At 70.6% G+C, this 22,826-nt stretch carries 23 protein-coding genes; 13 read left to right on the forward strand and 10 right to left on the reverse strand.

The annotated features are described in order from the left end of the window. Positions 1-12: 12 nt before the first annotated feature. The 6 genes from FFK22_RS17855 (at position 13) to FFK22_RS17880 (ending at position 5,278) form a co-directional block, all read left to right on the forward strand. Positions 13-1,659 (forward strand): benzoate-CoA ligase family protein, encoded by a 1,647-nt coding sequence (locus tag FFK22_RS17855; RefSeq protein ID WP_138892135.1) that lies wholly within the window; start codon positions 13-15, stop codon positions 1,657-1,659. Continuing rightward, positions 1,656-2,123, forward strand: a complete 468-nt coding sequence (locus FFK22_RS17860) for a thioesterase family protein (RefSeq protein WP_138892134.1) — start codon at positions 1,656-1,658, stop codon at positions 2,121-2,123. The genes FFK22_RS17855 and FFK22_RS17860 overlap by 4 nt, the downstream gene beginning before the upstream one ends. A gap of 2 nt (positions 2,124-2,125) precedes the next feature. Then, positions 2,126-2,548 carry a RidA family protein gene (locus tag FFK22_RS17865; protein ID WP_306770127.1) on the forward strand — a complete coding sequence of 141 codons (423 nt, stop codon included), beginning with the start codon at positions 2,126-2,128 and terminating at the stop codon, positions 2,546-2,548. Between the two features lie 148 nt (positions 2,549-2,696). After that, positions 2,697-3,545 (forward strand): alpha/beta hydrolase, encoded by an 849-nt coding sequence (locus FFK22_RS17870; RefSeq protein ID WP_186002526.1) that lies wholly within the window; start codon positions 2,697-2,699, stop codon positions 3,543-3,545. Further along, positions 3,542-4,774, forward strand: a complete 1,233-nt coding sequence (gene kynU / locus FFK22_RS17875; protein WP_138892131.1) for a kynureninase — start codon at positions 3,542-3,544, stop codon at positions 4,772-4,774. The genes FFK22_RS17870 and kynU overlap by 4 nt, the downstream gene beginning before the upstream one ends. A 99-nt stretch (positions 4,775-4,873) precedes the next feature. Further along, a complete protein-coding gene (locus FFK22_RS17880; protein ID WP_138892130.1) occupies positions 4,874-5,278 on the forward strand; it encodes a VOC family protein in 405 nt (134 codons plus the stop codon). A 38-nt stretch (positions 5,279-5,316) separates the two neighbouring features. Here FFK22_RS17880 and FFK22_RS17885 read toward each other — a convergent pair whose 3' ends face one another. Beyond that, positions 5,317-6,996, reverse strand: coding sequence for an SDR family oxidoreductase (locus FFK22_RS17885; RefSeq protein ID WP_138892129.1), 1,680 nt, complete (start codon positions 6,994-6,996; stop codon positions 5,317-5,319). Beyond that, positions 6,993-7,448, reverse strand: a complete 456-nt coding sequence (locus FFK22_RS17890; RefSeq protein WP_138892128.1) for a thiol-disulfide oxidoreductase DCC family protein — start codon at positions 7,446-7,448, stop codon at positions 6,993-6,995. The genes FFK22_RS17885 and FFK22_RS17890 overlap by 4 nt, the downstream gene beginning before the upstream one ends. 170 nt (positions 7,449-7,618) lie before the next feature. Between FFK22_RS17890 and FFK22_RS17895 the strand changes: the two genes are divergently transcribed. Then, on the forward strand, positions 7,619-8,164 hold the full coding sequence (locus FFK22_RS17895) for a DinB family protein (RefSeq protein WP_138892127.1): 546 nt from the start codon (positions 7,619-7,621) through the stop codon (positions 8,162-8,164). A gap of 6 nt (positions 8,165-8,170) precedes the next feature. Here FFK22_RS17895 and FFK22_RS17900 read toward each other — a convergent pair whose 3' ends face one another. Beyond that, positions 8,171-8,788 (reverse strand): TetR/AcrR family transcriptional regulator, encoded by a 618-nt coding sequence (locus tag FFK22_RS17900; RefSeq protein ID WP_138892126.1) that lies wholly within the window; start codon positions 8,786-8,788, stop codon positions 8,171-8,173. Between the two features lie 119 nt (positions 8,789-8,907). On the opposite strand from FFK22_RS17900, the gene FFK22_RS17905 reads away from it, so the two are divergent. The 3 genes from FFK22_RS17905 to FFK22_RS17915 all read left to right on the forward strand — a co-directional run bounded on the left by FFK22_RS17905 (position 8,908) and on the right by FFK22_RS17915 (position 12,534). Continuing rightward, positions 8,908-10,197, forward strand: coding sequence for an MFS transporter (locus FFK22_RS17905; RefSeq protein WP_138892125.1), 1,290 nt, complete (start codon positions 8,908-8,910; stop codon positions 10,195-10,197). A gap of 111 nt (positions 10,198-10,308) precedes the next feature. After that, the gene (locus tag FFK22_RS17910; protein ID WP_138892124.1) at positions 10,309-11,883 is read left to right on the forward strand and encodes a 5-guanidino-2-oxopentanoate decarboxylase; all 1,575 of its coding nucleotides are present in this window, start codon (positions 10,309-10,311) and stop codon (positions 11,881-11,883) included. Between the two features lie 84 nt (positions 11,884-11,967). Continuing rightward, on the forward strand, positions 11,968-12,534 hold the full coding sequence (locus tag FFK22_RS17915; RefSeq protein WP_138892123.1) for a type 1 glutamine amidotransferase domain-containing protein: 567 nt from the start codon (positions 11,968-11,970) through the stop codon (positions 12,532-12,534). A 3-nt stretch (positions 12,535-12,537) separates the two neighbouring features. On the opposite strand, the gene malQ is transcribed toward FFK22_RS17915, so the two are convergent. Both malQ and FFK22_RS17925 read right to left on the reverse strand, forming a co-directional pair. Next, positions 12,538-14,550 carry a 4-alpha-glucanotransferase gene (malQ, locus tag FFK22_RS17920; protein ID WP_221938674.1) on the reverse strand — a complete coding sequence of 671 codons (2,013 nt, stop codon included), beginning with the start codon at positions 14,548-14,550 and terminating at the stop codon, positions 12,538-12,540. Between the two features lie 207 nt (positions 14,551-14,757). Beyond that, complete coding sequence (locus FFK22_RS17925; RefSeq protein ID WP_138892121.1) at positions 14,758-15,060, reverse strand: hypothetical protein; 303 nt, start codon at positions 15,058-15,060, stop codon at positions 14,758-14,760. 325 nt (positions 15,061-15,385) lie between these two features. Here FFK22_RS17925 and FFK22_RS17930 point away from each other — a divergent pair, with 325 nt between their 5' ends. Continuing rightward, positions 15,386-16,297: a dihydrodipicolinate synthase family protein gene (locus FFK22_RS17930; RefSeq protein ID WP_138892120.1), complete on the forward strand. Its 912-nt coding sequence runs from the start codon at positions 15,386-15,388 to the stop codon at positions 16,295-16,297. A gap of 101 nt (positions 16,298-16,398) precedes the next feature. Here the strand turns inward: FFK22_RS17930 and FFK22_RS17935 are convergent, their stop codons facing one another. The 4 genes from FFK22_RS17935 to FFK22_RS17950 all read right to left on the reverse strand — a co-directional run bounded on the left by FFK22_RS17935 (position 16,399) and on the right by FFK22_RS17950 (position 20,427). Continuing rightward, complete coding sequence (locus tag FFK22_RS17935) at positions 16,399-17,487, reverse strand: ABC transporter ATP-binding protein (protein WP_138892119.1); 1,089 nt, start codon at positions 17,485-17,487, stop codon at positions 16,399-16,401. Positions 17,488-17,525: 38 nt separating this feature from the next. Continuing rightward, positions 17,526-18,317 carry an ABC transporter permease gene (locus FFK22_RS17940; RefSeq protein WP_138892118.1) on the reverse strand — a complete coding sequence of 264 codons (792 nt, stop codon included), beginning with the start codon at positions 18,315-18,317 and terminating at the stop codon, positions 17,526-17,528. Next, entirely contained in the window at positions 18,314-19,219 is a 906-nt protein-coding gene (locus FFK22_RS17945) for an ABC transporter permease subunit (protein WP_138892117.1), read from the reverse strand. Before FFK22_RS17945 ends, FFK22_RS17940 begins: the two co-directional genes overlap by 4 nt. Before the next feature lie 113 nt (positions 19,220-19,332). After that, positions 19,333-20,427 carry an ABC transporter substrate-binding protein gene (locus FFK22_RS17950; RefSeq protein WP_138892116.1) on the reverse strand — a complete coding sequence of 365 codons (1,095 nt, stop codon included), beginning with the start codon at positions 20,425-20,427 and terminating at the stop codon, positions 19,333-19,335. Between the two features lie 422 nt (positions 20,428-20,849). Here FFK22_RS17950 and FFK22_RS17955 point away from each other — a divergent pair, with 422 nt between their 5' ends. Both FFK22_RS17955 and FFK22_RS17960 read left to right on the forward strand, forming a co-directional pair. Beyond that, positions 20,850-21,317: a RidA family protein gene (locus FFK22_RS17955; RefSeq protein ID WP_138892115.1), complete on the forward strand. Its 468-nt coding sequence runs from the start codon at positions 20,850-20,852 to the stop codon at positions 21,315-21,317. A 24-nt stretch (positions 21,318-21,341) separates the two neighbouring features. Then, complete coding sequence (locus FFK22_RS17960; protein WP_138892114.1) at positions 21,342-22,106, forward strand: RNA methyltransferase; 765 nt, start codon at positions 21,342-21,344, stop codon at positions 22,104-22,106. A gap of 168 nt (positions 22,107-22,274) precedes the next feature. On the opposite strand, the gene FFK22_RS17965 is transcribed toward FFK22_RS17960, so the two are convergent. Next, positions 22,275-22,802 carry a GNAT family N-acetyltransferase gene (locus tag FFK22_RS17965; RefSeq protein ID WP_138893555.1) on the reverse strand — a complete coding sequence of 176 codons (528 nt, stop codon included), beginning with the start codon at positions 22,800-22,802 and terminating at the stop codon, positions 22,275-22,277. Between the last annotated feature and the right edge of the window lie 24 nt (positions 22,803-22,826).

Here is a 22,826-nt window from a genome sequence, read left to right on the forward strand (position 1 = left end):
GGGAGAGGCGAGATGGCGACGAACAGCGCGCATGTCGACAGCTTCGCCGGCGACAACCTGCCGCCGCGGGAGCAGTGGCCGGAGTTCCGCTTCACCCTGCCGGCGCTGCAATATCCGGCGCGGCTGAACTGCGTCGCGGAACTCCTGGACCGCCACGTCGCCGACGGGCATGGCGACCGGCCCTGCCTGATCGCGCCGGGCATCGAATGGACCTATGCCGACCTGCTGGACCGGGTGGACCGCATCGCGCAGGTGCTGGTGCGCGATTTCGGGCTGGTGCCGGGCGACCGGGTGCTGCTGCGCTCGGCCAACAACCCGATGATGGTCGCCAGCTACTTGGCGGCGCTGAAGGCCGGGGCCGTGGTGGTGGCCACCATGCCGCTGCTGCGCGCCAAGGAGTTGGCCTTCATGATCGAGAAGGCCCGGGTTCGCCTCGCCATCTGCGACGCCCGGCTGCTGCCGGATTTGGAAACGGCGCAGGCCCAGGCCCCGGCCCCGGGGCTGCAGCATATCCTGACCTTCGGCGGCGGCACCGAGGCCGACCTCGATGCCCGCATGGCTACCGTGCCGGGCGGCTTCGCGGCGGTCGACACGGCGGCGGAGGACATCTGCCTGATCGGCTTCACCTCAGGCACCACCGGGGTGCCGAAGGGCACCATGCACAATCACCGCGACCTGCTGGCGATCTGTGACGCCTATTCCCGCCAGGTGCTGCAGCCGAACGAGTCCGACCGGTTCATCGGCAGCCCGCCCCTGGCCTTCACCTTCGGACTGGGCGGGCTGGTGCTGTTCCCGATGCGGGTCGGCGCCTCCACCGTGCTGCTGGAGCGCGCGTCGCCGGCGGAGCTGCTGGACGGCATCGAGCGCTTCCGCCCGACCATCTGCTTCACCGCCCCCACCGCCTACCGCGCCATGCTGGCGCAGAAGCCGGGGCGGGATCTCTCCAGCTTGCGTCGCTGCGTCTCGGCCGGCGAGGCGCTGCCCGCCGCCACCTACGAGGCCTGGCGCGACGCCACCGGCATCGAGATCACCGAGGGCATCGGCGCCACCGAGATGCTGCACATCTTCATCGCCTCCCGCCCCGGCGCGGTGCGGCCGGGATCGACCGGCACGGTGGTGCCGGGCTATGAGGCGAAGATCGTCGACGACGATTTCAACGAGCTGCCGGCAGGGGAGGCCGGGCGCCTCGCCGTGCGCGGCCCGACCGGCTGCCGCTACCTCGCCGATGACCGCCAGCGCGCCTATGTCCAGGACGGCTGGAACCTGACCGGCGACACCTACCGTCGCGACGCCGACGGCTATTTCTGGTACCAGGCGCGGTCGGACGACATGATCGTCTCCTCCGGCTACAACATCGCCGGGCCGGAGGTGGAAAACGCGCTGCTGACCCATCCGGCGGTGCAGGAATGCGGGGTGGTCGGCGTTCCCGACCCGGACCGCGGCCAGATCGTGAAGGCCTATGTCGTGCTGAAGCCGGGCCACGCGCCGGACGTTGCGACCCGCAAGGCGCTGCAGGACCATGTGAAGGCCGAGATCGCGCCCTACAAATACCCCCGCGCGGTCGAGTTCCTGGAGCGGCTGCCGCGCACCGAGACCGGCAAGCTGCAGCGCTTCCAGCTGCGCCGCATGGCGACCGAAGCTCCGGCGAAGGCCTCATGAACGGGACCCGCCTTGCGCCGCTGCCCGCCGCCGAACTGCCGGCCGCCGCCTTCGCCGCCCGGCAGCAGATCCGGTTCGAGCATTGCGATCCCGCCGGCATCGTCTTCTTCGCCCGCTACTTCACCATGATGCAGGGCGCGGTGGAGGCGTGGTTCGAGGCGGAGCTGGGCCTCGACTATGCCGACATCATCCAGCGCCGCCGGGTCGGGCTCGGCTATGTCCGGGCCGAATGCGATTACCTGACGCCGGGGCGGCTGGGCGAGGTGCTCAGCCTGACCCTGCTGGTCGAGCGGGTCGGCCGCAGCTCGATCGGCCTGGCCTTTCACGGCCATCGCGACGGCGCCCCGGCCCTGATCGGCCGGCTGGTGCTGGTGACCACGGATATCAACGAGATGGCGTCGATCCCGATCCCGGAGGACGTCCGGGACGCGGTGGAGTCCTATCAGCGGAGATGCGCGACGTGACGATGATCGATCAGCTCCCGGTGGCCGAAGGCGGCTTGGTGACGCTGCAGCCGGAAGGCTGGCCGGCGCCGAAGGGCTACGCCAACGGCATGATGGGGCGCGGCCGCGTGGTCTTCGTCGGCGGCCAGATCGGCTGGGACGCCGAAGGCCGCTTCGCCGATGGCATGGTCGGCCAGATCGCCCAGGCGCTGCGCAACATCCTGGCGGTGCTGGCTGCGGCCGGGGGTGGGCCGCAGCACATCGCCCGGCTGACCTGGTACGTCACCGACATGGAGGCCTACCGCTCCAACCTCAAGCCGCTCGGCCGCGCCTATCGCGAGGTGATGGGCGCGCATTACCCGGCCATGGCGGTGATGCGGGTGGTCGAGCTGGTGGAGCGCGAGGCGCTGGTCGAGATCGAAGCCACCGCCATGCTGCCGGAGTGATGGGGATGCTTGCCTCCCCCGCTTTCTCCTTCCTGTCATTGCCGGGCTCGACCCGGCAATCCAGGGGCAGCCAGAGCGGCTCTTCGTGGCCCCTGGATGCCCGGGTCAAGCCCGGGCATGACAGCAAAAAATGCGGGATGGCCGCCCCATGACCGCCCTCCGCTACGACGACCCGGACTGGTGCGAGCGCGAGTACAATCCGCGGGTCACGGTGCCGGACATGGCCGCCACCTTCGGCCGCTGGCTCGAAACCGCGGCGGCCACCCGGGCGCGGTTGCCGCACCGGGCCGGCATCGCCTATGGCGCCGATCCGCGCGAGACGCTGGACCTGTTCCGCGCCGACCGGCCGCGTGGCGCCGTGGTGTTCATCCATGGCGGCTACTGGCGCGCCTCCTCCAAAGACGAGGTGTCCTGGGCCGCCGCTTCGCTGGTGCCGGCCGGCTTCACCACCTTGGTGCTGAACTATCCGCTGTGCCCGCAGACCACCGTCTGCGGCATCGCCGGCAGCTGCCGCCGCGCCATCGCTTTCGCCTGGACGGAACTGCTGGGCGAGGCCGAGCGGCGCTGCCTGATCGTCAGCGGCCATTCCGCCGGCGGCTATCTGACCGTGGCGATGCTGGCGACCGACTGGGCTGCGCGCGGCCTGCCGGCGAACCCCTTCGCCGGCGGCCTGTCGATCTCCGGCGTGTTCGACCTGCGGCCGCTGTTGCGCACCAGCATGAACGAGCTGATCCGCCTGACGCCGGAGCAGGCCTCGGGCTGGAGCCTGCACGAGGCGCCGCAGCCGGCGCCGGGCGCGCCGCTGGAGCTGCTGGTCGGCGGCGACGAGCCGGCGGAGTTCCACCGCCAGTCGGCGCTGATGGCGACGGCCTGGCCGCACCTCGCCCGTGCCCCGGTCGCGGTGCCGGGTAAGCACCATTTCGACGTGGTCGAACAGATCGGCCACCACGGCACCCCGGTCTTCGACGCCGTGCTGCGGCTGGCGCAGACCCGATGACCATCGACCGCGCCCAGTGCGAGGCCCTGGACCGGGACGACCCGCTGCGCCACTGCCGCGACCGCTTCGCTCTGCCGGACGGCGTGCTCTATCTCGACGGCAACTCGCTCGGCGCCCTGCCGCGCGGCGTGGCCGAGCGGGTCGGGGCAACGGTGGCGGAGGAGTGGGGCCGGGGGCTGATCCGGTCGTGGAACAGCGCCGGCTGGTACGCCTCGCCGCAGCGCGCCGGGGCGAAGACGGCGCGCCTGATCGGCGCCGAAGCGCATGAGGTCACGGTCACCGACGCGATCTCGATCAACCTGTTCAAGCTGCTGGTCGCCGCCTGCCGGATGCGGCCGGGCCGCAGGGTGATCGTGGCCGAGGCCGGCAACTTCCCCTCAGACCTCTATGTCGTCGACAGCGTCGCCCGGCTGATGGGCTGCACGGTCCGTCGCGTCCGCGCCGGGCAGGTGGCCGGAGCGGTCGATGGCGACACCGCGGTCGCGACCCTGTCCGAGGTCAACTTCAAGAGCGCCGAGCGCCAGGACATGGCGGCGGTAACCGCGGCCGCTCATGCCCGCGGCGCGCTGATCCTGTGGGACCTGGCGCATTCCAGCGGCGCGGTCGACGTCCAGTTGAACCGGGCCGGTGCCGATTTCGCCGTCGGCTGCGGCTACAAGTTCCTCAATGGCGGTCCCGGCGCGCCCGGCCACCTCTTCGTCGCCGAGCGTCACCTGGCGGCGGTCGACCAGCCGCTGACCGGCTGGTTCGGCCATGCCGAGCCCTTCGCCTTCACTGAGGAGTTCGCCCGGGCCGAGGGCATCCGCCGGATGCTGTGCTCGACCCCGCCGATGCTGTCGATGGCGGCCTATGAGGCGGCGCTCGACGCCTATGATGGCGTCACGATGGACGCTGTCGAGGCCAAGGCGTGGGCGATGGGCGACCTGCTGATCGCGCTGTTCGACGAAAGGCTGCAGCGGCTCGGCTGCCGGCTGGAGAGCCCTCGCGACGGCGCCCGCCGCGGCAGCCATGTCTCGATCGGCCACGACCAGGGCTATGCGGTGACGCAGGCGCTGATCGCCCGCGGCGTGATCGGCGACTTCCGGGCGCCGGACGTGATGCGCTTCGGCCTGACCCCGCTCTATCTCGGCTATGCCGATGTGTTCGACGCGGTGGGGGCGGTCGAGCAGGTGATCGCGGACCGGATCTACGAGGCCCCGGAGTTCCAGCGGCGCCACGCAGTGACGTGAGCTGACACACCATGCTGACCCTGCTGCCATAACGGTGGCAGCAGGACCATGCGACAAGCTCCTGGCGGCCTGCGAGGCCGTCCATACAAGGAGACTGCGGTGAAGTTCGCATCGGTCAGGATCATTGCCGCCGACATCGGCTCGATGGTTGCCTTCTATGAGATGGTCACGGGGATCAAGGCGCAATGGCTTGCGCCGGTCTTTGCCGAGATCGTCATGCCCGGAGCAACCCTGGCCATCGGCGCTGCCGAGACCGTTGCGCTTTGGCAGGAAGGCAGTGCCGCACCGGCCGCCAATCGCAACCTTGTCATCGAGCTGCAGGTCGAGGACATCCAGTCCGAATATGCCCGCCTCAAAGACAGGGTCGTCCTTGTGCATGAGCTGAAGACCATGCCGTGGGGCAATACGACATTCCAGGTCCGGGATCCGGAGGGCAATGCCGTGTCCCTCTATATGCCGGCATTGGAGGAGGCAAAGCGCCGCTTCGCGTCACGGTCGGCGTAGGTTCGGGTGAGGGGGAGAACCGGCCCCTCCGCAAGAGCCTACTCCTCCGCCTCCAGCCAGCCGCGGTAGCGGACGATCAGGCCGGTCCAGGGATGGCGGATCTCGACATGGAAGCGGAACCGCCCATCCACCGCGCTCTCCCAGGCCTCGCCGCCGGGCGCCAGGCCCAGCGGCAGCGGCAGACCGAACAGGCTCCAGCGGCGCACGACCAGGCGCAGCCGGTCGCCGTCCAGCACCAGTGCCAGCCCGACCCGAATTGGGCCGAAGCGCTCCTCCAGCAGCCCGTCGGACCGGCCGCGACCGGCCTGCTGCGTGCTGGAGAAGGACCGGCCGGCGAAGCGGCGCCGCCAGGTCTCGACGCCATCCTGTACCCGGAAGGTCACCTCGACCGGTACGTCGTGCCCGGCCGCGGGGAAACCGATCACCGCCGCGACCAGCCGGGCGATAAGCCCGGTGCCGCGCTCAACCTCGGCCTGTCCGGCGACGCGCCTGTCGCCGGACAGGTCATGCATCGCCCGTACCGGCTCGGGCAGCTCGGTCCACGCCTCGCCCAGCATATGGCGGTACAGCGGCTGCTGCGCCGTCCCGGCCGTGATCTCACGGCAGCCATGGACGATCGCTCGCCCGGCGAACAGCGGCTGGTAATCCGCCAGCTCCAGCGCCTCGGTCGCGGCCCGGGCCCCGGGCTCGGGGCGCAGCCCCTGCAGCCGGCGCAGGATCACGGCGGCCGCGGCCATCGACGGGATCAGCGGCCCATCATCGCCCTCGGCCAGCATGTGCCAGGACCGCTCCACCGGCTGTCCCGCCGCGTCGCGGCCGCGGATGACGACGATCATGCCGCCGCGATGTTCGCCCCAGCGCAGCCGGTTGATGGCGGCGTGGAACAGCGGCGCCAGCGGCCGCAAGGTCGGGATAAGCTCGATCCGCACCAGCCCGGCCAGGGCGTTCAGGCCGCGATGCAGCACCGCCGGCACCGGGCCGGCGCCGATCCAGATGTCGCGCAGCCCCGGCCATAGCGCCGGCAGCAGCCGCAGGTCGGGCACGTCGACCAGCGAGAAGCGGGTGCTGCGCAACGGCAGCCGGCCCGGCGGCGCGACCGTCCAGCGCCGGGCCTCGACCAGCGCCCGGCCGGTGGCAGGCGCGCCGTCGCGCGTCAGCCGCACCTCCCGCCCGGCATATGAGGCGATGGCGCGGATCACGTTCAGCCCGACCCCGGCATAGGGCGATGGCGCGATGCCGCCCTCGATGCTCTCGACCCGGGCGAGGCCGCGGGCGAGGTGCCGCACCACCGCCGCGGTCAGCACCGGAAAGCTGCTGACGCCGGCCAGCGCGGCGACGCCGCGGGCCCGGGCAGCCTCGTCGAATCGGCCGATGCCTTCGACGAAATCGGCGCCGTCGGCCAGGTCCAGATAGTCGGCGCCGGCGGCGATGCAGGCCTCGACCACGCTGTAGGGCGCCTCGCCATAGGCCTGGAACGGGCCGGTGGCGTCGACCACGATATCGGCGGCGGCGATCCCTGAGTCCCTGTCGCGGTCGAAGGCCAGCGGCGCCGCCTCGGCCGCCCCGCCCAGCGCCCGGCAGAACGCCTCAGTCTTCACCTGCGACCGGCCGGCGATCAGCAGGGTCAGCCGCGGTTCATGGGCCAGCAGCCGCGCCAGCCGGCCGCCGAAGGTGCCGTAGCCGCCCAGGATCAGCACGCGCAGGCGGCCGTCGCTCATGTCAGGAAGCGGTCCTCCTGCCCCGGCACCGGCAGCATGCAGCTGTCGCTCCGGCCGAACAGGCGCAGGCGGTTGCGGGCCAGCAGCCCGTACAGCCGCTCGCGCCAGCCGAAGGGCAGCACCAGCAGCGCCGCCACCAGCGACCAGGGGAAGCCGAGGCCGAGCGCGGTTCGGATCACGCTTTCCGACTTCAGCCAGGCGACGCCGCCGGCCAGCAGGATGTTGGTCTCGTAATCCTCGGGGTCGAGCCCGTAATGCGCATACAGCGCGCGGCCGGTCCGGGATTGCGCCGGCAGCAGCCGGAACCGCTTCGCCGTATCGTGCTTCAGGATGAACCGGGCCCAGCCGGAGCACAGGACGCAATGGCCGTCGAAGACGATCACCGGCCGGTCGTCGGCGAAGGCGGGCACCGCCGGATCCTGCCGCCAGCTATAGGGTTCCCGCTCGATCATGCCGCTCCGGCCCGCCTGGTTGCTGCCGGATGCAAAGCCTAGGGCATCGGCCGGGCGGGCGCGCTGCGGCGGATTGTCGGCGGCTCGAAGCAGGACGCCCGGGACGGTATTTCCTTGATCCGAAGCGTCAGGCCGGGTCGACTGTCGGCAAAGCCGATCGGGAGGACCGCATGGCGACGTCGCTGGCCGATCATTTCCGCCAGATGGCCCGCAACAATGCCTGGGCCAATGCCCGGCTGCACGGCGCGTGCCTGCGGCTGACGCCGGAGGAATTCGCGGCGCCGCGCACCGGCTTCTTTCCGTCGCTGCGCCGTACGCTGAACCACATCCTGATCGTCGACCGTTCCTACCTGGCCGATCTCAAGGGCACCGGCCGGACGTATCCGATCGACCCGATCCCCTGTCCCGACGCGGTCGACCTGGCCGCGGCGCAGGCCGAGACCGACCGCGGCCTGGTCCGGTTCTGCGACGAGCTGGACGACGCCGGTGTCGACCGGGTGGTGCCGATCGACCGCCGCGACGGCGTCGCCTATCGCGAGACCGTCGCGGACATCCTGGCCCATCTGTTCCAGCACCAGATCCACCATCGCGGCCAGGCCCACGCCATGCTGTCCGGCACCCGGGTGGCGCCGCCGCAGCTCGACGAGTTCTTCCTCGCCTCCGACGCGCCGCGGCGGGATGCGGAGCTGAAGCGGCTGAAGCTGGAGCGGCGATAGGCCAGGTCAGGCGCTCCTGTCGCGCCCCAGCTGCGCCTCGACCAGCGCCTCGGCGGCCCAGACGATAGCGCGGCCGGGGCCGTCGCGGCCGGGCAGGGTCTGGCTGATCGCATAGGCGCCCTCGACCAGCAGCACCAGCCCGTCGGCCAGCGCCTTCGGGTCGGGGGCGCCCAGCGCCTCGGCCAGGCGCAGCAGGCGCTGCCGCAGCTCGCGCTTGTTCGCCTCGGCCACCCGGCGGCCGGGGTGGTTCGGATCCGGGAACTCGGTGGCGTCGTTGGTGAAAGGACAGCCGCGATAATCCGGCGCGGTGGTGCGGTCGGCCAGATACTCCATCATCACCCGCAGCTGAGCCCGCGGGTCGTCCTCGTGCCTGGCGAAGGCCCGGTCCCAGCGCCGCCAGTAATCGGCGTTGCGGTCCTCGAGATAGGCCACCACCAGGTCGTCCTTCGACGGGAAGGCGCGGTACAGGCTGATCTTGGCCACCCCCGCCTCCTTGGCGATGGCGTCGACCCCGACCGCGCGGATGCCCTGGCGATAGAACAGCTCGTCGGCCGCAGCGAAGATCCGGTCGCGCGCCCGCTTCGGCGCGGTCTCCTGGATCGGGGGGATGCTCGTCTCCGTCATCGCGGAACCCTTGACATGTAACCGATCGGTTCGTACCTCTTCACGATCAACGAACCGATCGGTTACATTTGGGCCGGAGCGCGGCCTTTGTCCACCCCGGATCCGGAAAGGGATCGTTCATGACAGCCCTTGTCGCCCGCCTGGTGTCGGGCCGCACGCATTACGGCTGGATCGCCGCCGCGGTCGCCTTCTTCGTCCTGCTCGCCGCCGCGGGTGTCCGGGCGACGCCCAGCGTGCTGATCGTGCCGCTGGAGCAGTCCTTCGGCTGGAGCCGCGAGACCATCTCCTTCGCCATCGGCGTGAACATCTTCCTTTACGGTCTGATGGGGCCCTTCGCCGCGGCGGCGATGCAGCGCTTCGGCATCCGGCCGGTGATCATCTTCGCCCTGGCGCTGCTGGCCGCGGCCGTCTCCGCCTCGACCCTGGTCACCCAGGAATGGCAGCTGGTGCTGACCTGGGGCATCCTGGTCGGCTTCGGCAGCGGCATCGCCGCGATGGTGTTCGGCGCCACCATCGTCAACCGCTGGTTCCAGGAGCGGCGCGGCCTGGTCATGGGCCTCCTGACCGCCAGCACCGCCACCGGGTCGCTGGTGTTCCTGCCGATCCTGGCCGCGGTGGCGGAGAACTACGGCTGGCAGCCGGTGGCCTGGGTGGTCGCCATCGCCGTGGCCGCGATGATCCCGGTGGTGTTCCTGCTGCTGCCCGAGCGGCCACAGGATGTCGGCCTGTCGCGTTTGGGCGAAGCGCCGGGTGCCGCGCCGGCCGTGGCCACCGGCAACCCGATCCTCACCGCTTTCCGCATCCTCGGCCGCGCCTCGAAGAAGCGCGACTTCTGGCTGCTGGCCGGCAGCTTCTTCGTCTGCGGCCTGACCACCAACGGGCTGATCGGCACCCATCTGATCGCCGCCTGTATGGACCAGGGCATCCCGGCCACCACCGGCGCCGCGCTCCTGGCCGCCATGGGCATCTTCGACCTGATCGGCACCACCGCCTCGGGCTGGCTGTCCGACCGCTACTCCAGCCGCAAGCTGTTGTTCTGGTATTACGGGCTGCGCGGCCTGTCGTTGATCTACCTGCCCTTCTCCGGCTTCAGCTTCTACGGCCTGTCGGTCTTCGCCGTGTTCTACGGGCTCGACTGGATCGCCACCGTGCCGCCGACGCTGAAGCTGACCAACGACGCCTTCGACAAGGACGATGCGCCGGTGGTGTTCGGCTGGATCGCCGCGTCGCACCAGGTGGGCGCCGCCACCGCCGCCTTCGGCGCCGGGGTGGTCCGCACCGCCATGGATGGCTATCTCCTGGCCTTCCTGGTCGCCGGGGTGATCTGCGTCGCCACCGCCTTCATGGTGCTGGCGATCGGCCGCGGCCAGCGCCCCGCCGCCGGCCGGCTGGTCGAAGCCGCCGCCTGACCCTGAACGCCGGGGCGGGGGAAGCCCTGCCCCGGCGGTTCCGGGGGTGGTCATCGGCGCAACCGCGCGGCAGTCTCTCCGGCAACGAATCGAGTTCGGGGAGAAGGTCTCATGGCGGACAACTGCGCCCAGGCGATCATCGACGCCTTCACCCGCAGCGGTGTCGACACCGCCTTCGGCATCCCCGGTGTGCACACGCTCGAACTGTACCGCGCTCTCGGACGCAACGGGCTGCGCCATGTCGCCGTGCGGCACGAGCAGGGCGCCGCCTTCATGGCGGACGGCTACGCCCGGGCCAGCGGCCGGCCGGCGATCTGCGTCCTGATCACCGGTCCCGGCCTGCTCAACGCCGCCACCGGCATCGGCCAGGCCTATTCCGACAGCGTGCCGATGGTGGTGCTGTCCACCGTCAACGCCCGCCCCGATCTCGGCCTCGGCCGCGGCGAGCTGCACGAGATGCGCAACCAGCGCCTGGCGATGGAGGGGCTGGTCGCCTCCGCCCTCACCGTGGTCGACCCGTCCCAGGCCCGCGCCGCGGCCGATCTCAGCTTGGCTCGGATGATCCTGGGCCGGCCGCGCCCGGTCTATATCGAGCTGCCGCTCGACATCGCCACCGCCGAGGCCCCGTCCGATGCCGGCGCGCTGCCGCCGCTGCCGCTGCCGGCCCCGAACCCGGCGGCGCTGGCGCAGGCGGCCGGGCTGCTGCGCGGGGCGAAGCGGCCGATGATCCTGCTGGGCGGCGGTGCCGTCGGAGCCTCCGCCGCCGCCCGGCGCCTGGCCGAGAGCCTGGGCGCGGTCGTCGCCTGCTCGATCGCCGGCAAGGGCATCGTGCCGGATGACGGGCCGCATTCGATCGGCTCCCGCATCGGTATGGCGGAGGGGCAGCGCCTGGTCGGCGAGGCCGATGTCGTGCTGGCCGTCGGCACCGAACTGGCGCTGAACGATCGCTGGTCGCCGCTGCGCCTGCCGCCAGCGCTCATCCGGGTCGACCTCGATCCCGACGTGCTGGTACGCGATCACCGGCCGGCGGTGCCGCTGCTCTGCGACGCCGGGTTGGCGCTGGAGGGGTTGGCCGCCGCCCTGTCCGTCCTCACCGGCCGCACGGTCTGGGCCGGCGACCTGGCGCCGGTGCGACAGGCCGCCGACGCGGCGGAGTTCGGCGACAAGCCCGGCCATCTGGCGTTCCTGGCCACGCTGCGTGATGCCCTGCCGGATGATGCCGTGGTGGTCACCGACATGACCCAGATCGCCTATACCGGCAATGTCGTGTTTGCGGCGCGGCAGCCGCGCGGCTGGCTGCACCCGGTCGGCTTCGGCACGCTCGGCTACGCCCTGCCGGCGGCGGTCGGGGCCAAGCTGGCGCGGCCGCAGGCGCAGGTGGTGGCGCTGGCCGGCGACTACGGGCTCGGCTTCACCTGCCAGGAGCTGGGCACGGCCGCCGATCTCGGCCTCGGCCTGCCGGTCGTGGTCTGGAACAACCGCGGCCTCGGCCAGATCGCCTACGGCATGGACAAGGCGGGGATCGACCGGCTCGGGGTCGACATCGACCCGCCGGCCTTTGACGCCATGGCCGCGACCTATGGCTGCGGCTACGCCGCGGTCGACGACCCGCGCCATCTGCCGCAGCGCCTGGCCGCCGCCTTCGAGGACAAGAAGCCGACCCTGATCGAGGTCGCGGCTGCATAAAACCGGAACCACCCCCCGTCGGGGGCCATTGCTCGGGAAGGCGGTCCGCGTCCTGGCGGCCGTCCTCTGACGAGGGAGAATGGCATGCCGGAACGTCTCGACGGACGCAGGATCGCCGTGCTCGTCGCCAACGGCTTCGAGCAGGTGGAGATGACCGAACCGGTCGAGGCTTTGAAGCGGGCCGGCGCCAAGGTCGAGATCGTCAGCCCGGAATCCGCGCAGGTGACCGGGCACAAGCATTTCGACAAGGGCGACAGCTTCGCGGTCGACGTGCCACTCGATCGCGCCAGGCCGGACGGCTATGACGGCCTCCTGATCCCGGGCGGACTGCACAGCCCGGACCGGTTGCGCACCGACCGAAAGGCGCTCGACTTCGTCCGCAGCTTCTTCGAAGCCGGCAAGCCGGTGGCCGCGATCTGCCACGGGCCGCAGCTGCTGATCAGCGCCGGGGTGGTCGAGGGCTGCGAGATGACCGGCTACAAGGCGATCCAGATCGATCTGCGCAACGCCGGCGCCACGGTCTATGACCGCGAGGTGGTGGTCGACCAGGGCGTGGTCACCAGCCGGTCGCCGGACGACATCCCGGCCTTCAACGAGAGGATGCTCGAGGAATTCGCCGAGGGCCAGCACAGCGACCGGCTGGCCAGCTGACCCTCAGCGCTGCCGCTCCCGGCGTATCGCGGCGAGGCGCGTGGCCACTTCGGGTTCGGCCAGCGCCGTGCCGGCCGGCCGGACCAGCCGCCGGCGCCAGTTCGGATATTCGTCGATCGTGCCGGGCAGGTTCGGCTGCTGCTCCAGCCCCAGCGCGTCCTCCAGCGGCACCAGCGCCAGCCGCGCCGGGCTCCGGGCGACGAAGCGCAGCGCGGCGTCGACCACCGGACCGGTCTCCTCCGGCACCGGGCCGGCGCCGACCGCCTGCCACAGCCGGCCGCGATCGGCCTCGCGTTGCGCCATCTCCCCGCTGCCGCCATCGGCGCATTGGCCCAGCTCCGCACGCGCCGCGATGTCGGTGCCGCGCCACCAGCCGGCCACCGGCGGCAGGTCGTGGGTCGAGCTCATCGCCACCGCGCCGGCATCCCAGCGCTCGGCCGGCTTGAAGCCGTCGCCCTCGCGCTCGAACCATAGCACCCGCATGCCGGCCACGGCGTGGTCGGCCAGCCGGCCGGCGAAGCCCCAGGGCAGGGTGCCCAGGTCCTCGCCGATCACCACGGCGCGGTGGCGATGCGATTCCAGCGCCACCAGCCGCAGCAGATCCTCCGCCGGATAGGACAGGTAGGCGCCCTCCGTCGGCGCCATCCCGTCCGGCACCAGCCATAGCCGGGCCAGCCCCATGACATGGTCGATGCGGATGCCGCCGGCATGGCGCAGCGTCGCCCGCAGCGTGTCCAGGAACGGGGCGAATCCGGTCTCGACCATCGCCCGCGGCGAGATGGCGGCCAGCGTCCAGTTCTGGCCGTCGGCGTTGAAGGCGTCGGGCGGCGACCCGATGCTGGCCCCGCCCAGCACGTCGGTCGGGCGGCTCCAGGCGTGGCTGCCGGTGGCGTCCATGCCGACCGCGAGATCGGCGATCAGGCCGATCCGCAGCCCGGCCGAGCGGGCCTCGGCCTGGGCGGCGGCGAAGGCGCGGTCGGCCAGCCATTGCAGGAACAGGTGGAAGCGGACCTCGCGCTCCTGCGCCGCCGCGAACTCCGCCACCGCGGCGCCGGCGGGGTCGCGCAGCGCCGCCGGCCAGCGTCGCCAGTCGCGGTCGGCAGGTTCGGCGGCCAGGCGGGCGGCCTGCAGCGCCTCGAACCGGGCGTGGTCCTGCAGCAGCGCCCCGCCGGCGCGGACGAAGCCGGCAAAGTCCTCCGCCAGGTCGCCGCCGGCCCCGGTCGCGGCGTCGAAGCCGTCGAACAGGGCGCGGAACAGCGCCAGCTTGGCCCGCGCCGCCTCCGGCCAGTCGATCAGCGCCACGCTCTCGCCCTGCCGCATCGCCTCGGTCACGCCTGCCGTCCGGATCGCGGCGGCGACGCGGCCCTGGCCGAACAGTGCGGCGGGGTCGGCCAGCAGCGGGTTCAGGAACAGCCGGCTGGACGGGGAATAAGGACCGAAGCGCTCCGGCTCCGCCGTGAACAGGGCGTGGGTCGGGCTCAGCGCCAGCGCGTCGGCGCCGGCGCGGCCGGCCGCCCGGGCCAGCTCGGCGATGCCGCGGCTGTCGCCGATGCCGCAGTCACCGGGGCGGCGCAGGCTGTAGATCTGCGCGGCCAGGCCCCACATCCGGCCGCCTCGCGCCACCTCGTCCAGGCTGAAGCAGCGCGGCGGCGCCACCGCCAGGGTGATCTCGCGGTCGCGCAGCTGCAGCCGGTAATAGCCGGGCCGGTCGATCGGCGGCACCCAGCAGCGCCCGTCATCGCCCGGATGCACGGTGATGTCGGCCCGCTCGCCCGATTCCAGTACCAGGATCGCGGCGCCGGTGCCGGCCTCGGGCGGCAGCGGGATCGCCTGGTGGACCACACCGGTGACCAGCGGCGGCACGGACGCGGTCGGCTCGTCGGCGCCGATCAGCGCCAGCAGCCGCTCCAGCGTCTCCGGCGCCACGCTGCGGGCCTGGCCGGTGACGTCGGTCCAGTCGGGCACGATGCCGGCCCGGCGGGTCCGGTCGCGCAGGGCGTCGTCCGCGAAATCCAATGCAAAGCCTTCCGCTCGGTCCCGCCGGTCCGGCGGCACGGCTGTGATCATATGGAGCCGGATCTCGGATGGGAAAGGCTATGCCGGTGGAAAGGGTCCGCCGGAATCAAAATCCCGCGCCCACAGCGGCGCTCGGCGCCGTGCAGGACACGGGATCGAAACTGTCGCCCGCCGCCGGACAGCGGCATGGGCGCCTGGTCGGTCGGATCAGGCCAGGGTCAGCGAGCGCGGCATCGCCACGCTGCGGGTGCGGCGGCGCTCCACCACCACGGCGCTGCCGGTGTTCGACCGGATGGTCGAGGTGATGCGCAGGGTCGACTTCTTCGCCATCTCCGCCGCCTGGGCGTCGGCCGCAGCGCGAACCTCGTCCAGCGACTGGCCGCTCAGCTCAGCGGCGATCTGCAGCCGCTCCTCGTAGTCGGCGGTCAGGCCTTCGGCGGCGTACAGCGCGTCTTCCATCGTCGGCAGTTCGCGCTTGGTGACGTAGCGGACATTCTTGGCTGCAGGCATTGGATCGCTCCCGTGGACCTTCACCTGTTGATCCGGATCATTCGATCACGGCCTTGTGTCGGAAGGCCGGACAAATGCCCGTAAAATGTGGTGCAAAGTGGGCGAGGACGCGTCCCCGATGGGGCTTCCCCGTCTCCCTGCACGCGATAAGTATGACCGTATCATTTTGCGCTGCAACATAGATTTGCAGGAAATGCTGCGGTGCAATGCAGTTCGCGAAGGGCTCGCCTCGTTCCGTCGGAATGTGTCGACAAATTAAATACAGACGGTATTCTGGACCGGCCGCAAGCGGTTCGGGCGGCGGAAACACAAGGGATGCAGGGCGATGGCGGGGCAGCGCTGGGCCGGGGTCTACACGGCGATCACCACCAAGATGGATGCGCGGCAGGAGGTCGACCTGGCCGCGGTGCGCGCGGATGTCGCGTTCCAGATCGAGAACGGGGTCGACGGCATCATCTGCTGCGGTTCGATCGGCGAGGCCAGCACCCTGACCGCGGACGAGAAGATGGCGATCGCCGGCGCGGTCAAGGAGGCGGCGGGCGGCCGCCCGGTGCTGCTGACCGTGGCCGAGGATTCGACCCGGGCCGCGGCGGCGCTGGCGGAACGGGCCGCGGCCGCCGGGATGGACGGGCTGATGCTGCTGCCGGCGATGCGCTACGTCTCCGACCGACGCGAGACCATCCAGCATTTCCGCACCGTGGCGCGCTCGTCCGGCCTGCCGATCATGGTCTACAACAACCCGCTCGCCTATTCGGTCGACGTCACGCCGGAGATGTTCGCCGAGATGGCGGATGAGCCGAACTTCGTCGCCATCAAGGAATCCTCGGGTGACGTCCGCCGCATCACCGACATCCTGAACACGGTCGGCAACCGCTACGCCATCTTTACCGGCGTCGACGACCTGGCGCTGGAAAGCCTGATGCTGGGCGCCGTCGGCTGGGTCGCCGGCCTGGTCTGTGCCTTCCCGCGTGAGACCGTGGCGATCCACAAGCTGGTCGCGGCCGGCCGGATCCCCGAGGCGCTCGAGATCTACCGCTGGTTCATGCCACTCCTGCATCTCGACGTGTCGCTGCGCTTCGTCCAGAACGTCAAGCTGGCCGAGGCGATCGTGCGCGGCACCTCGACCATGGTGCGCCAGCCGCGGCTGGAGCTGCAGGGGGCCGAGCGCGACCGGGTCGAGACCATCGTCCGCACCGCCCTGGCGAAGCGGCCGGATTTGGCGAAGTACGGGCTTTGAGCGTCACGTCGTAGGCTGGGTTCGCCTCTCGGCGAACCCAACAATCGTTCTCGCGGATGGATGTTGGGTTCGCGCCGCGAACCCAAACTACGCCGGCGGCCTCAGTGAGGCTCGCCCTCCAGCACCAGCACATCCTCCCGGCCGAAGGTGACGGTGACCGGCTGGCCGCGCTCGGGCGGGGCCAGGCTGGGGCTGTTGAAGGTGTCGAGCGAGACCGCGTTCTCCTGGAAGCGGACGCGCACCCGCACAACGGCGCCGAGGAAGTTCACATCCTCGATCGTGCCCTGCATGCGGTTGCGGTCGGCGCCGCGGTCCTCGGTCGACCCGGCCAGGGCGATGGCCTCCGGCCGCAGCGCCACCGAGCGGACCTCACCGTCCTTCGCGTCGGCGACGCCGCGCGCGGCGATGATGTCCTGCCCGTCGATGCGGATCCGCCCGCCGGCGGCGTCGACCACCTGCGCGCGCAGGATGTTCAGCGTACCGACGAAGGAGGCGACGAAGCGGGTGCGCGGATAGTTGTAGATCTCGAACGGCGTGCCGACCTGCTCGGCATAGCCCTCGTTCATCACCACGATCCGGTCCGACATCGACAGGGCTTCTTCCTGGTCGTGGGTGACGAAGATGGTGGTGATGCCCAGGTCGCGCTGCAGCGCCTTGATCTCGCTGCGCAATGACACCCGGATCTTGGCGTCGAGCGCCGACAGCGGTTCGTCCAGCAGCAGCACCTTCGGCTTGTTGGCCAGGGCCCGGGCCAGGGCGACGCGCTGCTGCTGTCCGCCGGACAGCTGGTAGGGGTAGCGCTCGGCCAGATGCGGCAGCTTGATCAGCTCCAGCATCTCCTTGACCCGCTGGGCGATCTCGGCGGCCGGCTTCTTCGCCACCTTCAGGCCGAAGGCGACGTTGTCCGCCACCGTCATGTTCGGGAACAGCGCATAGGCCTGGAACACCATGCCGACATTGCGCTGGTTGGGCCTGAGGCGGGTGACGTCGCGGCCGTCGACGCGGATCGACCCGCCGGTCGGGATCTCGAAGCCCGCCACCATGCGCAAGGTCGTGGTCTTGCCGCAGCCTGAGGGGCCGAGGAAGGAGATGAATTCGCCGCGCTTCACCGCCAGGTCGAAATTGTGGACCACGGTGTTCTGGCCGTAGCTCTTGCGCAGGCCGCTGATCTCGAGGAAGTCCGTGTCCATCACTTCACCTGCCTGCGGCGCGAAAGCGGTCGAATGGTTCATCGTGTGGCCGCCGAGGAGCCGCGGCGGCCGCGGCCGAAGATCTGCAGCAGGCCCATGCAGGCCCAGGTGACGACGAAGGCGATGATCGCCAGCGCCGCCGGCTCATAGGCGCGGTTGGCGCCGACCAGCTGCAGATAGGGGCCGAAGGCCGGCCGGTTCAGCAGGCTGGCGAAGGTGAACTCGCCGATGACGATGGCGAAGGTCAGGAAGGCGCCGCTCAGCACCGCCGAGCGGACATTCGGCAGGATCACCCGGAACAGGATCCGGGCCCGGCCGGCGCCCAGGCACTCCGCCGCCTCGGTCAGGGTGCGGACGTCGATCGCCTGCAGCCCGGTGTCGACCGCCCGGTACATGTAGGGCAGCGCCAGGGTGACGTAGCCGAAGGTCAACAGCAGGTCGGTGCCGCGCTCGCTGCCCAGCAGCGGCAGGATCGAGGAGGTGTTGAACAGCTGGATGTAGCCGAACACCAGCACGATCGCCGGGATCACCAGCGGCAGCAGGGTGATGAATTCGATGACCGGGCGCAGCCGTGGCAGGCGCAGCCGCACCCAGTAGGCGGTCGGCACCACCAGCAGCACCCCGACCGCGATGGTCGCCAGCGCCAGCACGCAGGAATACAGGAAGCTGGCCTGGAAGCCGGGGTCGGCCAGCACGATGCGATAGGCGTCGAAGCTGTATTCGCCGCGCCGCATGCGCAGCGAGAACTCCAGCGTGCCGATCAGCGGCACGATGAAGTACAGCGCGCCGATGATCAGGGCGATCCAGGCGCCGATGCGGTTCTGCTTCATCGCAGCCACCGTTCGCTGCGGGCGCGGAGGATCATGTAGAGGCCGTTGGACAGGCCGGTGATCAGGATCATGCCGAGCGCCAGGGCGTAGCCGAGATTGGGGTTGTGCAGCACGTCGCCGCGGATCTGGGCGTAGAGCAGGATCGGCACGATGTTCAGTGAGCTGCCGGTCAGCGCATAGGCGGTGGCGATGGCGCCGAAGGCGTTGGCGAACAGCAGCAGCGTGGTGCCGACGATGCTGGGCCACAGGATCGGCAGCGCCACCATGCGCCAGTATTGCGCGGTGGAGGCGCCGAGGATGGCCGAGGCCTCGCGCCATTCCTTCTTCAGCCCGTCCAGCGCCGGCGCCAGGATCAGCACCATCAGCGGGATCTGGAAGTACAGATAGGTCAGCGTCAGGCCCCAGAAGCTGAGCAGGTTGAAGCCGGTCTGGTACAGCCGGAAGCCCAGCACGGGGCTGACGAAGGTGTCGAACAGGATCGTCACCAGGCCGAGCCGCCCGAGGGTGGAGATGAAGGCGAAGGCCAGCGGCACGCCGGCGAAGTTCGAGGCGACGCCGCAGAAGGTCATCAGCGTCGGCCGGATCCAGCCCGGCAGCCCGCCCATCACCACGGCATAGGCCAGGAAGAAGCCGATCAGCGCGCCGAGCAGGGCGGAGGCGAGGCTGACCCGAATCGAGATCCAGTAGGCGTCGACGATCGACTGCTGGAACAGGTTGGCGATGTTGTCGAAGGTGAATGACCCGTCCGGCGTCTGGAAGCTGCCGACCAGCAGATAGACGGTCGGCAGGACCAGGAACAGAAGGGCGAACAGGAAGAAGGGCGCCACCCCGAGCCAGGCCCAGGAGAGCTTGCCGGGCTTGGTCGGCGCGGCGAGGGGGGCTGCGATCGTGGCCTGGGTCATCGGCGCCTGCTGACGGAAACCTGCCGCGGGGACGGAAGACGCGAGAGGCCGCGCCCTCCTCCGGCCCTAGCGTAGGGCAGGGGGCGGTGCGGCCTCAAGCGCATCGCTCGGCGTTACTTGACGTTGGCGCCGACCACGGAGTCCCACTGCTTGGTGATGATCTCCTTGGCCTTGTTCTGGTCATCGAGGCTCGGGAACACCGCCGTGGCATAGGCCGCCGCCGGTGGCAGGGCCTTCAGCAGGTCCTCGGGGATCTTCTTGGTGTCGGCCAGGTTCTGGAACCGGATCGGATGGCAGTAGCCCTTCAGGTAGCCGATCTGGCCCTCATCCGAATACAGGTGCTCCATCCACAGCTTGGCGGCGTTCGGATGGGGCGCGAAGGCGCTGATGGCCTGGACATAGACGCCGGCGACGACGCCCGACTTCGGCACCACCACCTCGATCTCCGGGTTGCCCTTCAGCGTGTCGCGGTCGCCGAGCGCGTTGTAGTCCCAGCGGATCACGATCGGGGTGGCGCCCTGAGCCACCGAGGCGGCCTTGCCGATGGTCGGCACGAAGTTGCCGGCCTTGTTCAGGTCGCCGAAGAACTTCAGCCCGGCCTCGGCGGCCTTGGTGGCGTCCTTCTCGGTCGACAGGCCGGCGGCCAGCACGGCCAGGATCGCCTGGTTCGAGGTCCGCGGGTCGCCGGCGAGGGCGACGGAGTTGGCGTAGTCGGAGGCCAGCAGGTCCTTCCAGTCGGTCGGGATCTTGCTGACGATGTCCTTGTTCACCTCGAAGGCCAGCACGCCGTAATAGTCGCCGTACCAGTAGCCCTCCGGGTCCTTGGCGCTGTCCGGGATCGAATCCCAGGTCGACACCTTGTACGGCGCGATCAGGCCCTCGGCCTTGGCCGACGGTCCGAAGGACAGGCCGACATCGATTACGTCGGGGGCCTGGGGGCCTTTGTTTCCCTTATTGGCCTTGATCGCCTCGACCTCGTCGCCCGAGCCGGCGTCCGGGTTCAGCTCGTTGACCTTCAGGCCGTATTTGGCCTTGAAGCTGTCGATGATGCCGCCGTAGCCGCACCAGTCATGGGGCAGGGCGATGGTGGTCAGCTCGCCCTCCGCCTTCGCCGCGGCGATCAGCTCGGCCGACGGCTCGGCCCGGGCGGCGGAGGCGGCAAGCGCCAGGGCCGAGATCGACAGCACGGAAGTCCACGTCGCCTTCATGTCACAAACCCCCGATGTTCAGCATTCTGTTTGACGGATTTTAGACAAATCCACGCATCCGAAGTCGAGCGCTCGGTCAAATCCGGGCTCAAGTGCGGATGCGGCGGGACTTTGTTGTGCGGCGCAGTCCTTGTCAAGGTGAATACAGAGCGATAGCCCGGCCACGACATGGCAGCTGCCACACTATTGTAGTTCAATTGTAATAATAACGTCATGAAATCACGACGCCGTCAACGACTCCCTGCACGGGCCTGTGTCCGGCCTTAGGATACAGAGTGACTCAAGGGCCGGCGGGAATCTGTTCCGGCTGCGGCATGATCCGTCGCGCTTCGGCCGAAGCGGGTCGGGGCCGGGCTTTCGCGGCCGGGCGGTGCTGGCTATGGTGCGGCCTTCGAGTCACCAGAGTGAACGGGAACCGACCCATGGCAGGAAGCATCGAGGCGCGGCTGCAGGAGAAGGGCGTCACCCTTCCGAACGTCGCGGCGCCGGCGGCGAACTACGTCCCCTCCGTGATCTCGGGGACCATGCTCTACATCTCCGGCCAGGTGCCGTTCGTCGACGGCAAGATCAGCCACACCGGCAAGCTCGGCGCCGAGTTCAAGGTCGAGGACGGCTATGCCTGCGCCCGGATCTGCGCCATCAACATCCTGGCGGCGGCCAAGGCGGCGCTGGGCGGCGACCTCGACCGGGTGGTCCGGGTGGTGAAGCTGGGCGGCTTCGTCAACTCGACGCCGGACTTCACCGACCAGCCGAAGGTGGTCAACGGTGCCTCCGACCTGATGGCCGAGGCCTTCGGCGAAGCCGGCAAGCACGCCCGCGCCGCGGTCGGCGTCGCCCAGTTGCCGCTCGGCTGTGCCGTCGAGGTCGAGGCGATCTTCGAGATCAGGTAGGCACCTCTTCCGGCAGGAGGGGCGATGGCCGAGCGCAGTATCGAGAGCCTGGACAATCCGCGCGCCAAGCTGTGGACGGCGCTGCTGGAGAGCCGCGGGCTGCGCAAGCATCGCCGTTTCCTGCTGGCCGGCCGCAAGACCGTGCGCGAGGCGCTGGCGCAGCACCCCGACCGCTTCGAGTCGCTGCTGCTGCCGCCCGGCGTCGGCGAGGATGATCTGGCGGCGCCGTCGGAGCTGGAGCGCATCCGCCTCGGCCGGGCCCTGTTCGACCGGCTCGACATCTCCGGCACCGGCCTGCCGATCCTGGTCGGGGTGGTGCCGGAGATGGCGGCGATCGACCTGGCCCGGCCGCCCGAGGGGCTGGAGCTGGTCTGCGCCCTCGGCGATCCGAGCAATCTCGGCGCCCTGCTGCGCAGTGCTGCCGCCTTCGCCGTGTCCCGCGTCATCCTGCTGGCCGACGCGGCCCACCCGTTCCACCCGAAATGCCTGCGCGCGGCGTCGAACGCGCAATTCGCGCTGGAGCTGCGGCGCGGCCCGGCCTGGGCCGGGCTGGCGCAGGCGGCGGGGCCGCTCTTGGCGCTGGACGGGCAGGGCGAGGATTTGTCGGGCTTCGCCTGGCCGCGCGACCTGCGCCTGGTGCTGGGCGAGGAAGGGCTGGGGTTGCCGCCCGGGCTGGAGCTGCGCCGCCTGGCGATCCCGACCACCGGCGCGGTCGAATCGCTCAACGCCACCGTCGCCGCCAGCCTGGCGCTGTACGGGCATTTTGTGGCGATGCGGACGGAGAGATAACGAGAGGCCGGGGCCACCCCCTCACCCGAAATCGCTGCGCGATTTCGACCTCTCCCCAAGGAGAGGTGAAGAAAGTGCTGCTCCGAAATCCCCTCTCCTCGGGGAGAGGGAGGGGCCCGGCCCGCTTGGGCCGGGAGGGTGAGGGGGGAGAGCCGCCGTCGAAGGAGGTCAGGCGACCGTGGCCGCGACCTCGTAGCGCACTGGGATTCTGTCGGCGCGGCCGATCATGCCGCGGGCGTTGGCCAGGGCGCCCGGCACCAGCTCGAGGCCGAGCAGACGGTCGTAGTCGACCGGCCCCGGCAGCATCAGGCCGAGGGTCAGGTCGCGGCGGAAGCCGAAGCGGCGGTAATAGGGCTCGTCGCCGACCAGGATGACGCTGCGATAGCCGAAGGCCGCCGCGCGCGACAGGCCGGCCCGCATCAGCCGCGAGCCGATGCCGCTCGAGCGCAGCCCCTCGGTCACCGCGAGCGGGCCCAAGAGGATGGTCTCGCCGACGCCGTCGACATGGATCGGCCAGAAGCGCAGCGTGCCGACCAGCTCGCCGTCCTCGAGCGCCACCAGGCCGAGCTCGTTGTTCGGCCGCACCCCGTCGCGCAGCCGGTAGACGGTCTTGCCGAAGCGCCCCTCGCCGAAGCAATCGACGACAAGGCTCTCGATGGCGGCCGCGTGGCGCGGCCGCTCCCGCATGATGTCCATGAACCCGATCCCCACCCGTATGAG

Origin of the sequence: Mycobacterium sp. KBS0706, assembly GCF_005938675.2 — a bacterium.
Taxonomy (GTDB): Bacteria; Pseudomonadota; Alphaproteobacteria; order DSM-16000; family Inquilinaceae; genus Inquilinus.

Coding starts and splice junctions, on each gene's coding strand:
- FFK22_RS17885 (WP_138892129.1), bottom strand. CDS start 6,996: ATGAGCGACGGCCGCCTGCGCGTGCTGATCCTGGGCGGCTACGGCACC.
- FFK22_RS17965 (WP_138893555.1), bottom strand. CDS start 22,802: ATGGACATCATGCGGGAGCGGCCGCGCCACGCGGCCGCCATCGAGAGC.
- FFK22_RS17895 (WP_138892127.1), top strand. CDS start 7,619: ATGGCGACGTCGCTGGCCGATCATTTCCGCCAGATGGCCCGCAACAAT.
- FFK22_RS17935 (WP_138892119.1), bottom strand. CDS start 17,487: ATGGACACGGACTTCCTCGAGATCAGCGGCCTGCGCAAGAGCTACGGC.
- FFK22_RS17855 (WP_138892135.1), top strand. CDS start 13: ATGGCGACGAACAGCGCGCATGTCGACAGCTTCGCCGGCGACAACCTG.
- FFK22_RS17955 (WP_138892115.1), top strand. CDS start 20,850: ATGGCAGGAAGCATCGAGGCGCGGCTGCAGGAGAAGGGCGTCACCCTT.
- FFK22_RS17915 (WP_138892123.1), top strand. CDS start 11,968: ATGCCGGAACGTCTCGACGGACGCAGGATCGCCGTGCTCGTCGCCAAC.
- FFK22_RS17960 (WP_138892114.1), top strand. CDS start 21,342: ATGGCCGAGCGCAGTATCGAGAGCCTGGACAATCCGCGCGCCAAGCTG.
- FFK22_RS17890 (WP_138892128.1), bottom strand. CDS start 7,448: ATGATCGAGCGGGAACCCTATAGCTGGCGGCAGGATCCGGCGGTGCCC.
- FFK22_RS17900 (WP_138892126.1), bottom strand. CDS start 8,788: ATGACGGAGACGAGCATCCCCCCGATCCAGGAGACCGCGCCGAAGCGG.
- FFK22_RS17910 (WP_138892124.1), top strand. CDS start 10,309: ATGGCGGACAACTGCGCCCAGGCGATCATCGACGCCTTCACCCGCAGC.
- FFK22_RS17940 (WP_138892118.1), bottom strand. CDS start 18,317: ATGAAGCAGAACCGCATCGGCGCCTGGATCGCCCTGATCATCGGCGCG.
- FFK22_RS17945 (WP_138892117.1), bottom strand. CDS start 19,219: ATGACCCAGGCCACGATCGCAGCCCCCCTCGCCGCGCCGACCAAGCCC.
- kynU (WP_138892131.1), top strand. CDS start 3,542: ATGACCATCGACCGCGCCCAGTGCGAGGCCCTGGACCGGGACGACCCG.
- FFK22_RS17870 (WP_186002526.1), top strand. CDS start 2,697: ATGACCGCCCTCCGCTACGACGACCCGGACTGGTGCGAGCGCGAGTAC.
- FFK22_RS17860 (WP_138892134.1), top strand. CDS start 1,656: ATGAACGGGACCCGCCTTGCGCCGCTGCCCGCCGCCGAACTGCCGGCC.
- FFK22_RS17865 (WP_306770127.1), top strand. CDS start 2,126: ATGATCGATCAGCTCCCGGTGGCCGAAGGCGGCTTGGTGACGCTGCAG.
- FFK22_RS17925 (WP_138892121.1), bottom strand. CDS start 15,060: ATGCCTGCAGCCAAGAATGTCCGCTACGTCACCAAGCGCGAACTGCCG.
- FFK22_RS17930 (WP_138892120.1), top strand. CDS start 15,386: ATGGCGGGGCAGCGCTGGGCCGGGGTCTACACGGCGATCACCACCAAG.
- FFK22_RS17950 (WP_138892116.1), bottom strand. CDS start 20,427: ATGAAGGCGACGTGGACTTCCGTGCTGTCGATCTCGGCCCTGGCGCTT.
- FFK22_RS17905 (WP_138892125.1), top strand. CDS start 8,908: ATGACAGCCCTTGTCGCCCGCCTGGTGTCGGGCCGCACGCATTACGGC.